Origin of the sequence: Pseudorhizobium banfieldiae (genome assembly GCF_000967425.1) — a bacterium.
Lineage (GTDB): Bacteria > Pseudomonadota > Alphaproteobacteria > Rhizobiales > Rhizobiaceae > Neorhizobium > Neorhizobium banfieldiae.
On sequence record NZ_FO082820.1, the window covers coordinates 566141 to 580578 of the forward strand.

Below are 14438 nucleotides of genomic sequence, written 5' to 3' on the forward strand. Positions count from 1 at the left end.
GAGGCGGATCTTTTTGTAGCTGCAACACAGCGAACGCTCCTTGCGCTGGCTCAAGCTGTCAGTCCCCGTCCTTGATGATGATGCGACGCTCGACATACATGGGCCCCCACATCGTGCTGGCCTGCCTGTCGAGCCAGCTGCGCATCTCCGCGCGGCGGTCGAGCTCGAGGTCGAGCAGGCATTGCGCCATCGCATCCGTCCCTGGCCTGAACCCGTATCCGGCACAGGTTCGCTCGTCGGCTGCCCGGCGTTCTTCCGGCGTCATGGTCTGGCAGGCCGCCAGCGGCATGCACAGGAGAGCAAGGACGATGCTCAGTGGTCGACGCATGCAAAGCTCCAGATGCGGCGTTCAACGGAACGCGTTTCCTTATGAGGCGTCATGTTCTACACAGACAGGCATGCCGTCGCAAATCCAGGTGCCGCAAATTCCATGACCATCCGCTATGTCCGGCCCGTTTCCCATTCCGCTTATGCCGCCCGTCGCATCGGCCTTGCAGCCCTGGTCCTGTTCGTGCTGGCCGTGCTCGCCCATCGCTTCGGGCCCCTGCGCACGCCCGACTTCCTGGCACTCGTCCTGATGTCCGCCGCCATTGCCGCCGCGGTCGTGCCGCTGGCGCTGGTCGGTCTGATCCGCCTCTGGCAGAAGGGTGCTGAGGGCGGCATGGCTTCGGCAAAGGCACTTGTCTATGCCGGCGTGCCACTTGGCTTCGTCGCTGCAGGGGCCGCTCTCTACCTGACACGGCCGCCGCTCAACGAGGTGAGCACGGATCTGGAGGATGTCCCGCCCTTCCTCTCGCGCCCGCAATACGACCAGCAGTGGTTGGCGACCGTGACGACAACACGAGCCGCTGAGCGCCAGGCACAGCTTGCTGCCTATCCCGGTCTCGCCGGCCGCCGTTACGAGGGGGCGCTCGATCGTGTACTCCAGGGGGTCGAGGCCGCGGCGATTTCAGCACGGATCGACATTACCGACCGGAAGGGGGTGGAGTTGCCGGAGCTGCAGGACGCGCTCCCCGGTCAGGAGCCGCAACCGGACGAGGCGGTCGCCGAAGTCGGTGAAGTACCGATACCCCTGCCTCGGCCGGAGCCGGCTCTTCCCGGCATGGTCGCGTCGCTGGCGGATCAGGATGTCCTGCTGCAGGGTGAAACGGAGACGCTCGTCCTGGGGCTGCCCTTCGATATCGTCATTCGGCTGCGCGAGGATGTCGAAACCACCTTCGTGGATGTCCGGGTCGCCTCACGCTACGGCGCCCACGATCTCGGCATGAGTGCCGAGATCGCCGAAGACTTCCTCGATCGGCTCGACGCCGAACTTCTGGGGATAGCGGGAGGCTAGGGGAAAGCCTCGGCCCCGCATCCGAGGGCTCAGTCGCTGCCGAGGCCGAGCTTGTCGAGATCGACAGCCGCTGCGCCTTCGAGAACTTCGCGTGTGAGGGTGGGGGCCATCACCCGAATATCGTCACCTTCGCGGGTGATCTCCAGCGCGCTCCAGTCGACCAGGACATCCTTGTCGCCCATTCCAAGAAAGCCGCCGACCTCGACGGCGACCGCCGCGACCGTGCCGTCCAGGTTGAGGAGCACGTCCTCGATCTCGCCGATCTCTTCTCCATCCGCGCCGTAGATGTCGAGGTCATCGATGCGGCCGGCAAAGAGATAGCTGGGCGCCGCCCCCTGGACAGCATCCGGCAGCACGACGATGGGTGCCTGGATCGGAGCTTGGGCAAATGCTGCTCCGGAGAAAAGGGTAATGGCCGTCGCGGTCGCGATTAGGGTGGTCTTCATGCTTGCCTCATCTGTTCGCTTGGCGGCGCAGCCGGACAACTGCACCGGACGGCGGACAACGGCGCTTGGCGCCGGATGTTCCCGGAGGCTCAGCAGAGCTCAAGCGGGGAAGTAGGCGCCCTTCAGGGAGGGTGGTCCTTCCGTCGTCACCCGGCCCTTTTCGACCAGGTCTTCCAGATGCGCCAGTACGGAAAGTGCGGCAGCGCCATGAAGCCGCGGGTCGGTTGTCGCATAGATCGCCTTCACCATGTCCGGGATCAGCCGGTCGCCCGATCTGATCCTCTCGAGAACCGCCCGCTCGCGCATCCGCCGATGGGCGCGCAAGCCCCTGAGGAAGGATGCCGGTTCCCGCACCGGACCCCCGTGGCCGGGAAGGAAGAGGCGGTCGTCGCGGGCAAGCAGTTTTTCCAGCGACGCCATGAATTCCGCCATCGACCCGTCCGGTGGCGCGACGATCGTGGTCGCCCAGGCCATGACATGGTCGGCGGAAAAGAGGAGGCCGGTACCGTCGAGCGCGAAGGCGGTGTGGTTGGCGGTATGGCCGGGCGTGTGGACGGCCGTCATCCGCCATCCATCGCCTTCGATCGCTTCACCGTCAGAGACCACGATGTCGGGCACGAAACTCGTGTCGGCGCTTTCGGCGAAGGGATTGGCCTCGCCCGCAAACAGCGGCCGCGCCGATCGGTGCGGCCCCTCCGCGACGATCGATGCGCCGGTCTCCTGCTTCAGCCGCCGGGAAAGCGGCGAGTGATCGCGGTGCGTGTGGCTGACGAAGATATGCGTAACCTCCCGGCCCTTGAGGGCCGCCATCAGCGCCCGGAAATGCGCCTCGTCCTCCGGGCCGGGATCGATGACGGCGACCGAGGAGTCCCCGACGATGTAGGTATTGGTACCGTGGAAGGTGAAGGGCGAGGGGTTGTTGACGGTGATGCGCTGCACGTTGTCGGCCACCGGCACAGCCTCCCCATGGGCCGGGTGGAAGGCAAGGTCGAATTCCGGTTGCCGCAGATCGTCATTCTCGGCCATGTATTCTCCCTGGCGCTGGAGCTTTTTGCTTCGCCTCGCTCTAGCACGAGCGCCTGGCGGAAATCTTCAAAAACGTCAGCCGGGATGATTGCCGCCGGAGCGAAGCTTTGCTAGAGCAACCGCACTCGCCGGCCAGCGACCCAATACGCGTCGCGGCCTGCCATGGTGGGGCGTAGCCAAGCGGTAAGGCAGCGGTTTTTGGTACCGCCATCCCCTGGTTCGAATCCAGGCGCCCCAGCCAAGCCTCCTTTTTCAAGCCAACAACCCAGGTTTTTCGGCACTTCTTGCTTAGCTGGGAATCGAGATTCGCAGATTGTCTTACACGACTGTCGTATCGAAGTGGCCGCCATGTCCACTCACCCTTTAGAAAGGGTTTAGCATGGCATCGATTCAGCACGTCTTCAAACGCGGTTCCGTCTACTGGTGGCGACGGCGTTTACCGATTGGTACCGGCCGCTGTGCTTGGGTGCGCGTCGAACTGAGCCTGCAGACCAAGGAGCTGGAGCTGGCAAGGTCGGTCGCCAGCGAGGTAACACTCGCTAGCCATCGCCTCTTGCCCGGCCTGATACGCACGATGTTCTCTGCCGAAGACGCCAAGCACATTCTCGCCGCCGCACCGTCAAACAAATGAACGCACGGATGCTGTTGTGGCAGATCTGGTTCAGCGGAGCCGTTAACAGCCCCCGATGTGATGGAGCGTTTCGCGGCGTCCGAGCGCACGGAGCTGGTTCCTCGCCAACCGTTGGAAGGATGCGGGATTAGGCTCCCATCGGCGAGGTGCATTAATCCAACGGCTTGTAGGCGATCACGTCTATCTCGACTTTCACGTCCACCATCATTGGAGACTGGACGGTGGAGCGGGCTGGCGGGTGGTCTATGAAGTGCTTCTGGAAGACCGCGTTGAAGCTTGAGAAGTCACGGGCGTCGTCGAGCCATACATTGACCTTCACCACGTCCTCCAGCGTGCAGTCCGCAAGTTCGAGAACGGATCTGATGTTCTCGATCACCTGTTCGGTCTGCGCCACGATGTTGCCGACGATAACCTCGCCTCCGACCGTAGGAACTTGACCCGATACATAGACGAAATCGCCAGCACGGACGGCTTTGGCGAAGGGACGGCGCTGGCCGCCTGCCTGGCTGTCGGCGACGTCATAGCGGATCAGTTTCTTGTTGGTCATGGAATGCGCTTTCTGTTTGGCAAGGCCGGGCGTCAAGACCGGGTCACAGCGTTTCCTGCACGAAGTGCATGGGTGAAACTTCACGATACGCCCGTTTGGGCGGGACGTAGTCAAAAGCGCGGACTGGGCTTTTGATCTCTTCTGAAAGTGGTGGGGCCATCTGGCCGCGCCGGGTCGGGTCCGGGATCGGCACCGCGGATATCAGCCGTCGGGTGTATGGGTGCTGGGGGTTTTCGAAGATAGCCGCCCGCGGCCCGATCTCGACAATCTCCCCGAGGAACATCACGGCTACCCGATGGCTCATACGCTCGACCACGGCCATGTCATGGGAGATGAACAGGTAGGCGAGGCCATGCTGCTGCTGCAGATCCAGCAGAAGATTGGAGACCTGCGCCTTGACCGACACGTCGAGGGCCGAGACAGCCTCGTCGGCTACGATGAATTTCGGTTCGAGCGCGAGTGCTCGCGCGATCGAGATTCGCTGGCGCTGGCCGCCGGAGAATTCATGCGGGTGCCGATCAGCCATTGCGGCGGAGAGGCCCACCTGTTCGAGAAGCTGCGACACGCGCAGCTTTGCCTCCTTGCGGCCCATCAGGCCATGGGCGAGGATTGGCTCAGCAATCGCGGAACCCACGGTGATGCGCGGATTAAGGGAGGCGAACGGGTCCTGAAAGATCATCTGCGAGGAGCGGCGCATCTCACGCAACTCGCGGTTACCTGCTTTCGTGATATCCTGCCCGTCGATCACGATCGACCCGGCGGCTGGGGTGAGGAGCCTGATGATGGCGCGACCGGTCGTCGACTTGCCGCAGCCGGATTCGCCCACCAGCGCGAGTGTCTCGCCAGGGCGCAGGTCGAAGGACACATCTTCCACGGCATGAACACGCCCGTTCGGAAGATCGAAACGGACCGCGAGGTTATCGACCCTGAGGATCGGTTCCACCGTCTGTGGAACCGGGTTCATTTGGATGCCATCCGTCGCTTCTCCGGTTGCCGGATCGACCTCCGGGAACCGCCGCGGTGCGTTTGCAGCACCCATCGTGCCGAGCCGCGGGATGGATGCGAGCAGCGACTTCGTGTAGACGGCCCTCGGGTTGGCAAAGATTTCGTGCGTTGAACCGGTTTCGACCATGTCCCCGCGAAACATCACCACAGTGCGATCCGCAATCTCGGCGACGACGCCCATGTCGTGGGTGATGAACAGGATGCCCATGTTCTCCTCCCTCTGCAGTTCGCGCAGGAGGTGAAGGATCTCGGCCTGGATAGTCACGTCGAGCGCCGTGGTCGGTTCGTCGGCGATCAGCAGCTTCGGCCGGCAGGCGAGCGCCATGGCGATCATGACGCGCTGGCGCATGCCTCCGGAGAATTTGTGCGGGTATTCGTGCAACCGGGTCTTGGCGGCTGGAATGCGAACGCGTTCCATTAGCCGCAGGGCTTCGGCTTCCGCTTGCCCCCATGACAGGCCCCGATGCAGGACCAGGGCCTCGGCAATCTGGTTGCCGATGGTGAAGACTGGGTTGAGCGAGGTCATCGGCTCCTGGAAGATCATGCCGATGGAGCCGCCGCGGACGGAGCGCATCTGCTTGTCACTCATCTTCAGGACATCTGTGCCGTCGAGCAGAATCCGGCCTTCGATACGGGATCGTCCTGCAGGCAGAAGCCGCATGGTCGATAGCGCCGTGACGCTCTTGCCGGAACCGGATTCGCCGACGATGGCGACCGTTTCGCCGGCATCTACATGCAGGTTGATATCGCGGATAACAGCCTTCCATCCCTCAGTGGTCTTGAACGAGGTGGTCAGGTTCTCGACGGCAAGCACTGGCGGCGTCGTGGTCATGGCAGTGGTCATGATCAGCTTTCCTTGGCCAGTCGTGGATCAACGAAGTCACGCAGGCCGTCTCCGAGCAACTGCAGCGAGAGAACCGAGAACACGATGGCCAGTCCCGGGAAGATCATCAGCCACGGGGCGTTGTTCATGTATTCACGGCCGGACGCGAGCATCGTCCCCCAAGTCGGCATGTCGGTGGAAACGCCGACGCCAAGGAATGAGAGGCTTGCTTCCGCCAGCATTGCCGAAGCAAAGACGAAGGTCGCCTGAACCAGGATGGGGGAGGCGAGGTTGAGCAGGACATGCCGGGCAAGGATCTGCCAGGTAGGCAGGCCCATGGCGACTGCCGCCTCGATATAGGGTAGTTCGCGCAGGACGAGCGTCGAGCCGCGTACAATCCGGGCGAGGCGGGGGGCATAGGTTATCCCGAGCGCGATGATGACAGTCGAAAGCGAGGGGCCGAGTGCAGCAACCAGCGCGATCGCAAGCAGGATGTCCGGGAAGGACATCATTGCATCGAGGAGGCGGGAGATGGGCGCATCCAGGCTGCGGAAGAAACCGGCGGCAACTCCCAGGATCACGCCGAGCACAGTCGAGATCGCGACGACGCCCAGACTGACGAGCAGCGAGACTCGCCCGGCGAAGATCGCCCGCGAAAAGATATCGCGCCCGAATTCGTCGGTTCCAAACAGGTTGGTCATCGACGGCGGCTTCAGTTTGTTGACGATCGAGAGCTTGTTCGGAGCATAGGGGGCAACCCATGGCGCAAGAAGTGCAGCCAGTATGACCACCACCAGGATGACGGTGCCGAGCAGCACCGCCCGGTTGCCGAACAGGCGGCGAAGGCCAGACACCAACGGCATGGAGACGGAGGCCATCGTGGTCATTGGCGCACCCGTGGATCAACGAGGATATAAAGCACGTCTACGATGAAATTGATGAGCACATAGATGGCGGCGACAACAAGCAATGTTCCCTGAATCACCGGGTAATCGCGCCTCAGTACTGCCGATACGACAAGGTTACCAATCCCGGGCAATCCGAAAACGGTCTCCGTAACGACGGCACCGGCGACGAGCAGCGCGATCGACAGGCCGATGACGGTGATGATCGGGATCAATGCATTCTTCAGCGCGTGTTTCAGGATAACGCGACCTTCACCCGCTCCCTTGGCCCGTGCGGTCCTGACATAGTCGTCACCGAGAACGTCCAGCATGGCGGCGCGGGTGAAGCGTGTGATCAACGCGGAGTTGACGACGCCGAGCGCCACTGCTGGCAGGACAAGATGGTGAAGACGGTCAAGGAAAGAGGTGTCGGGACCACCATAGCCGGAGGCGGGAAACCAGCCCTGGCCGACAGCGAATACCTGGATCAGGATCAGGCCGAGCCAGAAGCTCGGCACACTCGCCGCCACCATGGTCAAGGTAACAACGATCTGGTCGAAGAGTGTGCCCCGCTTGACTGCGGACAATATCCCGACCGGTAGGGCAATCAGGACGGCGATCAGGATTGAGAACAGGGTGAGGAAGAAAGTCGGCTCCGCCCGTGCGGCAAGTGCCGTCGTGACGGGTTGGTTGAGGAAGATCGACTGGCCGAGATCGCCCTGCAATATGCCCAGCACGAACTGGCCGTATTGCAGGAGGAGCGGCGCATCAAGCCCCAGACGGGTGCGCAGTTGCGCGATGTCTTCCGGGGTCGCATCGGATCCCAGCATGACCGCGGCAGGATCGCCAGGCGTTACGCGAACGATGATGAAGACCACCGTCACGACAAGGGCGAGCACTATGGCCATTCCCCCCAGCCGTTTCACGAGTGCCTGAGCGATCCTTGCCATCAGTCAGTCCTTACTTCTTCGGGCTCACGTTCCAGAAATGCGGCCAATAGGTAGGCTCATAACCTTCAACGCCATTGGCTAGACCGGAAACGGCGTTGAAGTTCCCCACCTTGTAGAGCGGAGCATCGTCATAGATGACCGTCTGGATGCCGTCCCAGGCCTCCTTCTTTGCCTCGTCGGTCGTAGCATCCATATAGGCAGCAACTGCCTTGGCCTTCTGCTCGGAGACATACCAGCCCGGATAGGTGTCGGTAATCGTGTTGATCGTCGTCGGATCGCCGGGGAAGTTGGAGTGGGTGATGAAGATGTCCCATTCCTTCGGATCAGCGCGACGGGTCGTCAGCGTTGCCCAGTCCACCACCTGAAGGTCGACCTTGAAGCCCGCGGCTTCGAGATAGGCCTTTGCGACCTCGCCGATCTTGTAGTGGAACTCGTACTGGCGGCTGGTCATCAGGCGCAGTGGCGTGCCATCGTATCCGCCCGCTTCCAGAAGTTTTGCGGCAGCTTCGGGATCGCCCTCACTATAGCGTTCGACGCCGGCTTCGGTGTGCCAGAAGGAGCTTTCCGGGAAGATCGAGGCATCAACGCTGAAGAAGCGGTCGTCGGAGAAGGCCGCCAGCATCATGTCGTTCGGATTGAGTGCGGCCTGAACTGCCTGGCGCAGTTCCTTTTTGACCAGAAGGCCTTCCTTCATGTTCATGTTCATCGACGCCCAGCCGGCATCCTTAAAGATCACGGGCTTGGCGCTGTCGCTTTGTTCTACACGCTCATAGGCGCTGACGGGAAGCGAATCCGCATAGTCGAACTGGCCCGAGATCAAGCCTTCGACGCGGGTATTGGCATCAGGCACGGGCACGAAGCGGATTTCCTTGGCGATCGCCTCACGCTTGCCGGCATAGTTGCTGACCTCTCCTTCCGGAGACGAATAGTCGTCAAAGCGGACGAGCTGGATGTATTGGTCGGGCTTGCGCTCCTTCAGTGCATAGGGTCCGGTGCCGACAAACTCGGTCAAGGTATCGGCGATCTTCTCGGACGGCAGGATGACCGAGGCCTGCGAGAGCGTTGCCAGCAGCGGCGCATAGCGCGACTTCAGCTTGATGACGACAGCGTGATCCCCGTCTTCCGTCAGGCTGTCGACGATCTCGGCAACCTGCTTGCCCTTCGAATTGATCGCCATCCAGCGCTTCAGGGAGGCGGTAACGTCCTTTGCGTCGAAGTCGCTGCCATCGTGGAACTTTACGCCCTCGCGCAGCGGAATCCGATAGGTGAGACCGTCTTCCGACAAAGTGGGCATGTCCGCTGCGAGGAGCGGCACCGACTTCCACTGGGCGTCGTAGGTGTAGAGCGTCTCGAAAATGTGCTGGTCGATGGTCAGCACGATATCCGTCGGCGTCTGCATGACGTCGAGGGTTGGCGGTTCGCCGATCGTCGCGACGGTCAGTACGCCGTCGCTTGCCTGCGCCAGAGCCAGGCTGCTTGCGCCGGCCAGTGCCGCCAGCGTGATCAGAGCAAGTACATTCTTCTTCATGGTCATCCCCTTCTTGTGTTGCGTCGTCAATCAACCCGGCCGGCTTTCCTCCCGGCCGAAAGTTCAGGCATTATCCAGCCCCAGCGGGTCAGCCACGCGCGGCCAAAGCTCAAGGCTTGCTTTGAGGTAGGGCGTGATCGCCGGGTCGGTCGGATAGGAGGTCGGCGCGGCGATGTAGACGATCTCGGACGAGATCGGCTGGAAGCCGGCATAGAAATGGTTAGTCGACTTGATCAGTAGATATGACTTCCCGGAAAGTTCGACGCCCTGGTTGGTGAAGATGTCCGGTTCGTAGGTCTGGGTGCGGCTGGTGATCAGCAGGATATCGATGTTCGTGCCGACGGGGCGGATGACGGCGGTGCTTCCGAGCGTCACTCGACTGTTTTGAAAACTTTGCCAGCCGGCATCAAATACCTTTGCGACAGTGACGCGCAGGTCCAGCGGATCACCGCCTTCCGGCCCGGATTTGCCACCGATGCGCAGGTTGATCTGCGCCCCTTCTCCCGCCGCGTGGCAGAAGGTGACCGCGATTGGATCCCATATTGTTGCCACCGCGATGCCGTCCAATCCGCGTGTCATCATGCGGCGGAGGATGTGGGTCGCGTCACCGGCCACGCCGCCGCCGGGATTGTCCCAGATGTCGGCGATCGTGACCGGCTTGTCGTGATGAGCGGCGCGGATGGCGACCGCCTTATCCAGGCCGGTCTCGGTGTCGAACATGGGCATGGCGGTCGTCTTGCGCAGGCTGTAGAGCTCGCGCCCGAGCCGCGCGGCCAGCGCGTCGCCCTTCTCCTTGTCATTGTCGGTCACGACCACCATGCGCGTGCCCATGTCGGGCAGGTCGCCGGCCATGAAGCCGTGGATAACGGAGATCGACAGGATGCCGTCCCTGCCTTCCATTGCCTTGAGGCGGTCCACGAAGGACCGCATCGGCTCGCGGCTGGTCGGGAAAATGGTAATCATGCGGCAATCGAAGGTGGAGATGACCGGCGTGATCTCACCGCGCAAAGTCCTCAACGCCAGGTCAACAACATGCTCCCCACGCTGTTCGAAATCCGTGTGGGGGAATTCCTGGAAGGCGGCCATGATGTCGAGATTGGCGACCCGCAGCGCCGTCAGGTGGCTGTGCGGGTCGAACTCCGCAGCGATCAGCACGCCGGCGCCAACGATGTCTCGAATGCGGGAAAGCAGATCGCCTTCCGGATCGTCATAACCCTGGGCGGCCATGGCGCCATGCAAGCCAAGTACCACCCCGTCGACAGGCAAGGCTGCCTTCAGCTCTGAAAGGATCAGGTCACGCAGCGTCTCGTAGGTTTGTCGCTGGATCAGGCCGGCTGGTTCCGCCCAGCAGGAAGTGCCCTCGATGACAGTGAAGCCTTCTTCCCGGCTGCGACGGCGGAGGATCGGGACCACGGCGGAGCAAAGCGTGGGGGTATCCGGATGCTCGCCCGGCCCGGCATAGAAAGCCGCCTTGAAGGCATTCATATCAGTGGGGACGGGTGAGAAGGTGTTGGTCTCGGTCGCCAGCGAGGCGGTAAAAATGCGCATTCCAGTCCTGTCCGCATACACTCCGGCCTTCGCGCCACCGCAATGGGGCGCGCTGCCGTCGGATCTTTGCCATGAAGCCGAGAGCTCTGATCATGCCTCTCTGGGCTGTGTTAGCCCCGGCGCATTCAGGATCTCGATGTCCCGCTTTCTCAGTTCACCCACTCACCATTTCGGTGTAATTTATTTTCGCCATAATGCGTCAAAATGATTCGAAGTCAATGCTCCTTCCCGGTTTCCAGCAGGAGGATGTAATTAATTTTCTTATCGAGCGAAATCGCGCATTATTTTCGTAAGGGGGAAGTGCTCGCAACTCGTTCCACGATAGGCGGAAGGGGCGTTACTGCTTTAAGATCATCAGCTTCCGGCAACTCAGGTGGGAGGTTGATCCAGAACGAGGCCTTGCTCGCCATGAAAAAGCAGGCCCGCAACAGGCCCGCCATTTTCGTGACGTTCGCTGGTTCTGGATGCCCGGCCCATTCGCTCAGATCATGAGGAAGCAAAAAATCTAAGGTGCTTCACCAGACAGTCCCGCGTGCATCCACTTTCTCGACGCGCGTGACGATGCCTTTGCGGTGGAAGACCATCCGTTCGAAAAGATTGCTCACGACGCAGGTGTGGTTCGGGACTACCTTCACCATTCTGCCAACCTGAGGGAAAGGCTCGATGCATTTTGAAAGATCGACCACCGCATGTTCCTCTGACAGCGAGACGATGCGGGCGCCTTCGAACCCATCGATCGTACCGTAGTCGGTAAAGCCGAGGAGGTCGGACGTGAGGGCCTTGGAACCGCAATCCAGCACGGCCCGATCCTCTGCAGGCCGCGAAACCACTGTGGCAAGGACATGCATGGCAAGGTCATTGGCACTGCAATGACCGGCGCGGACCATGCTGCGGTCGTTATAGACATAGGTGCCCGCCCGATGTTCAGTAGCAGATGGCACGAGATGGGCGGCGAACAGATCCGGAGAGCCGCCGCTGGAGCGGACGGGGCAGTTGATGCCCTTTCCCGACAGAAGCGCCATGGTGCGGGCCAGGAACACTTCCACTTCAGCCGCTCCGCCGACGGCCGGGTAGGTCATGATCCCTCCAAAACGCAAGCTCGGCGCTGCCGCCACCTGTTCGGCAAGCAAGGCCGCGGCCTCCGGTGTCTGCACGCCACAGCGCCGGGCGCCGGTGTCGCATTCAATCAGCACCGTCAGCGGCTGATCGGCACTGAACGTGGAAGCGAGTCCAGCGATGGTGACTTCGCTGTCCGCTACAACGGCAAGCTTCGCGACCCGTGAATTCAGAGCCTTCAGGCGGGCGAGTTTGGTGGGCCCCAGAATGTTGTAGGTAATCAGGATGTCATCGAAGCCCGCCTCGGCAAATATCTCAGCCTCGGTCACCTTCTGGCAATTGAGACCAACCGCGCCAGCGTCCAACTGCTGGCGTGCAATCGCCGCGATCTTGTGGGTCTTGATGTGCGGCCGGAACGCCTTGCCGTGCTGGTCGCAATAGGCCTGGGCGCGCGCGATGTTGGCAGCCAGTCGGTCCTCGTCGATCACCGGCATTGGGGTCGCAATCTGCTCAAGCGGTGTGCCGGCTTCCGGCCAGGGATAGTCCATGGTGAACCTCATCGGGAAATGGAGCGCCACAATTGCGGCGGCAGTGATTGCTTTTATTTTCTTTCCAGCTGCGGATTTATTGATGGCTGCCCGTACTATGGTATCAAAAGCGGGGCAAAGTGAAATTCATTTTCAAATGATGCATTCCTCGAACCGCTGCCGAAGCATAGGAAGAATTGAATGGACCTTTTTCACGCCCTTTCTGATGAGGAGGGCAGACTGTCCAGCCTGGAGGCGAAACTGGCGCAGTTTGCGTTGGAGAACGTCGATTTTGTCGTCAACTCCTCCATTGTGGAATTGGCCGATCGGGTTGGCGTCTCCCCCCCGACCGTGACACGTTTCTGCCGGCGGCTGGGTTGCCAAGGTTACTCCGACTTCAAAGTGCAACTCGCCAAGCTCGCCTATGTCGGATTGCGCTACCTTAAACCGGAAGTGCCCACGACCACGGTGGAGGAGGTGGCGCACGATATCGTCTCGAAGGCGCAGAACGCGCTGTTCGAACTGCATCGCCAGCTCGATCTTGTCGCCATCGAAAAGGCTGCGGACATATTGCGAAGGGCCGATTTCATCCAGGCGTTCGGAGGCAGCGGTAACTCGACGATGATCGTCAATGAGCTCTACAACCGCCTCTTCCGTCTCGGCTGTCGGATCAATGCTTCCAACGACCACGGCATGAACCTGATGTTGTCGGCTGCGGCACAGCCCGGAACAGTGATGTTCGGTTCGTCCTTTACCGGCCGGGACATGGGTCTTGTCCATTGCCTGGAGCTTCTGCGGCAGAACGACATCCCAACGATCGTCATGACGCAGGCGGGCTCGCCGGTCGCCGTCGCTGCGGATGTCGTGATTGCGATCGAGATGCCGGAGGGCAAGAATATTTTCCGACCGACATCCACTCGCTATGCCTATCTTGCCGCGATCGACATACTGGCGAACATGGTCGCCTATGCCGATCGAAACAAGGCACTTAGATCTCTCCGCAGCATCAAGGGCGAACTGGTGCGCAACCGAGACGGAGACGACCGCCAGCTTCTAGGGGATTAGAGGTCACTTTCGCCGTATCTCAGTCCCCCTCGTCAGGTCTTGCGGTTTGATCGCGGCACTGCGGAGGCATCGTCAGCCTTGCGCCCGCAACTCGGTCATAGAGCTCTTCACCACAGATACCCGGTAGCGGACATTGCCCCGGAGGCCGCGTAACGTTGCCTGTGCGCTGCTAGCGCACGTAGCGATCGCAGGTGTCGTGTGACCGACAGGTTGCCGCGTGCGGAACATCCCTGGGAATCTAATCACGAGGGCGCATCGCCGCCAATCTCCACTACCCTCCGAAGTAGTGTCGTGGTAGTTTATGAAGGGGTGCTGGTAATCTTCGTCGATCTGCAAGGCGCGCTTTAATGCACCGTCCTGAAGGCATGCGTGCGAGATACAGACTGTACCTTCTGGGCTCCTTTGCCCTGACGGATCGCACCGGTAGATCCCTCGCCCCGAAGTCGCAAAAAGCACAAGCGTTGCTGGCGATGCTCGCTTTGGCACGACGAGGCTTACCTTCAAGGGTTTGGCTGCGCGACAAGCTCTGGAGCGACAGATCCGAAGAACACGCTTTCGCTAACCTCCGACAGACTCTGCTGGAAATTCGAAAAACGCTTGGCTCTGCACGTGCGCTCGTGCAGGCGGACAAGCTGAGCGTATGGCTGGACTTGGAGCAGGTGGAGCTGGATCTCCAACAGACTACGGCTTGGGAGAGAGCGAATGATCAACTCCTGGAGGGGATTGATGTCCGCGACCCGGAGTTTGAGGAATGGCTTAGGCTCGAACGGCAAATCTGGCAAACAGGGCTGCGACGTGTTGGAGGGCCCGCAATGCTAGATAGAGGCGACGCGGCGGGAAGTTCGGGGGAGCTTCGTCGTGAACATCGCCGTGCCACATCCCTGCCGCATATGGAAAAAGTGCACCGTGGGTAGGCAGAAGCGCCCGCTCCAGCCGATCGAACTTGGTCGATCTGCGTCAGGTAGGAAAGGAGCGGATCAAATCAGAAGATTCAAGCTCCGCAATAGGCCGTCGGCGGACAATGGCCCTATCCGGAACGCGCTGCCAGTTTGAGCGGCATGGGTTG

13 protein-coding genes, 1 tRNA gene and 1 pseudogene are annotated in these 14438 nt (G+C 61.2%); 5 read left to right on the forward strand and 10 right to left on the reverse strand.

Features of this window, described 5'->3' with window-relative positions; translation table 11 throughout:
• Window positions 1-58 precede the first annotated feature (58 nt).
• The gene (locus NT26_RS02655) at window positions 59-328 is read right to left on the reverse strand and encodes a hypothetical protein (protein WP_052637237.1); all 270 of its coding nucleotides are present in this window, start codon (window positions 326-328) and stop codon (window positions 59-61) included.
• Between the two features lie 102 nt (window positions 329-430).
• Between NT26_RS02655 and NT26_RS02660 the strand changes: the two genes are divergently transcribed.
• A complete protein-coding gene (locus NT26_RS02660; protein ID WP_052641769.1) occupies window positions 431-1336 on the forward strand; it encodes a DUF1499 domain-containing protein in 906 nt (301 codons plus the stop codon).
• A gap of 29 nt (window positions 1337-1365) precedes the next feature.
• On the opposite strand, the gene NT26_RS02665 is transcribed toward NT26_RS02660, so the two are convergent.
• Together NT26_RS02665 and NT26_RS02670 are read right to left on the reverse strand one after the other, a co-directional pair.
• A complete protein-coding gene (locus NT26_RS02665) occupies window positions 1366-1782 on the reverse strand; it encodes a PRC-barrel domain-containing protein (RefSeq protein WP_052637238.1) in 417 nt (138 codons plus the stop codon).
• A 99-nt stretch (window positions 1783-1881) separates the two neighbouring features.
• Complete coding sequence (locus tag NT26_RS02670; RefSeq protein ID WP_152338652.1) at window positions 1882-2790, reverse strand: MBL fold metallo-hydrolase; 909 nt, start codon at window positions 2788-2790, stop codon at window positions 1882-1884.
• 184 nt (window positions 2791-2974) lie between these two features.
• Here NT26_RS02670 and NT26_RS02675 point away from each other — a divergent pair.
• Window positions 2975-3049 (forward strand) — tRNA-Gln (locus tag NT26_RS02675).
• Between the two features lie 138 nt (window positions 3050-3187).
• The gene (locus NT26_RS02680; protein ID WP_052637240.1) at window positions 3188-3439 is read left to right on the forward strand and encodes a hypothetical protein; all 252 of its coding nucleotides are present in this window, start codon (window positions 3188-3190) and stop codon (window positions 3437-3439) included.
• Window positions 3440-3590: 151 nt separating this feature from the next.
• Here NT26_RS02680 and NT26_RS02685 read toward each other — a convergent pair whose 3' ends face one another.
• The 7 genes from NT26_RS02685 to NT26_RS02715 all read right to left on the reverse strand — a co-directional run bounded on the left by NT26_RS02685 (window position 3591) and on the right by NT26_RS02715 (window position 12328).
• Window positions 3591-3986: a RidA family protein gene (locus NT26_RS02685; RefSeq protein WP_052641772.1), complete on the reverse strand. Its 396-nt coding sequence runs from the start codon at window positions 3984-3986 to the stop codon at window positions 3591-3593.
• A 43-nt stretch (window positions 3987-4029) separates the two neighbouring features.
• A complete protein-coding gene (locus tag NT26_RS02690) occupies window positions 4030-5835 on the reverse strand; it encodes an ABC transporter ATP-binding protein (RefSeq protein WP_052637241.1) in 1806 nt (601 codons plus the stop codon).
• A 2-nt stretch (window positions 5836-5837) separates the two neighbouring features.
• The gene (locus tag NT26_RS02695) at window positions 5838-6692 is read right to left on the reverse strand and encodes an ABC transporter permease (protein ID WP_425287745.1); all 855 of its coding nucleotides are present in this window, start codon (window positions 6690-6692) and stop codon (window positions 5838-5840) included.
• 5 nt (window positions 6693-6697) lie between these two features.
• Complete coding sequence (locus NT26_RS02700; RefSeq protein WP_052641775.1) at window positions 6698-7639, reverse strand: ABC transporter permease; 942 nt, start codon at window positions 7637-7639, stop codon at window positions 6698-6700.
• 19 nt (window positions 7640-7658) lie between these two features.
• Window positions 7659-9176 carry an ABC transporter substrate-binding protein gene (locus NT26_RS02705; RefSeq protein ID WP_052641778.1) on the reverse strand — a complete coding sequence of 506 codons (1518 nt, stop codon included), beginning with the start codon at window positions 9174-9176 and terminating at the stop codon, window positions 7659-7661.
• 63 nt (window positions 9177-9239) lie between these two features.
• Window positions 9240-10724, reverse strand: coding sequence for a M81 family metallopeptidase (locus NT26_RS02710; protein ID WP_052637243.1), 1485 nt, complete (start codon window positions 10722-10724; stop codon window positions 9240-9242).
• 515 nt (window positions 10725-11239) lie between these two features.
• A complete protein-coding gene (locus NT26_RS02715) occupies window positions 11240-12328 on the reverse strand; it encodes a D-TA family PLP-dependent enzyme (protein ID WP_052637244.1) in 1089 nt (362 codons plus the stop codon).
• Window positions 12329-12508: 180 nt separating this feature from the next.
• Here NT26_RS02715 and NT26_RS02720 point away from each other — a divergent pair, with 180 nt between their 5' ends.
• Window positions 12509-13372: a MurR/RpiR family transcriptional regulator gene (locus NT26_RS02720; protein WP_052637245.1), complete on the forward strand. Its 864-nt coding sequence runs from the start codon at window positions 12509-12511 to the stop codon at window positions 13370-13372.
• Between the two features lie 347 nt (window positions 13373-13719).
• A pseudogene (locus tag NT26_RS23335) lies at window positions 13720-14163 on the forward strand (AfsR/SARP family transcriptional regulator); the annotation flags it as partial.
• Between the last annotated feature and the right edge of the window lie 275 nt (window positions 14164-14438).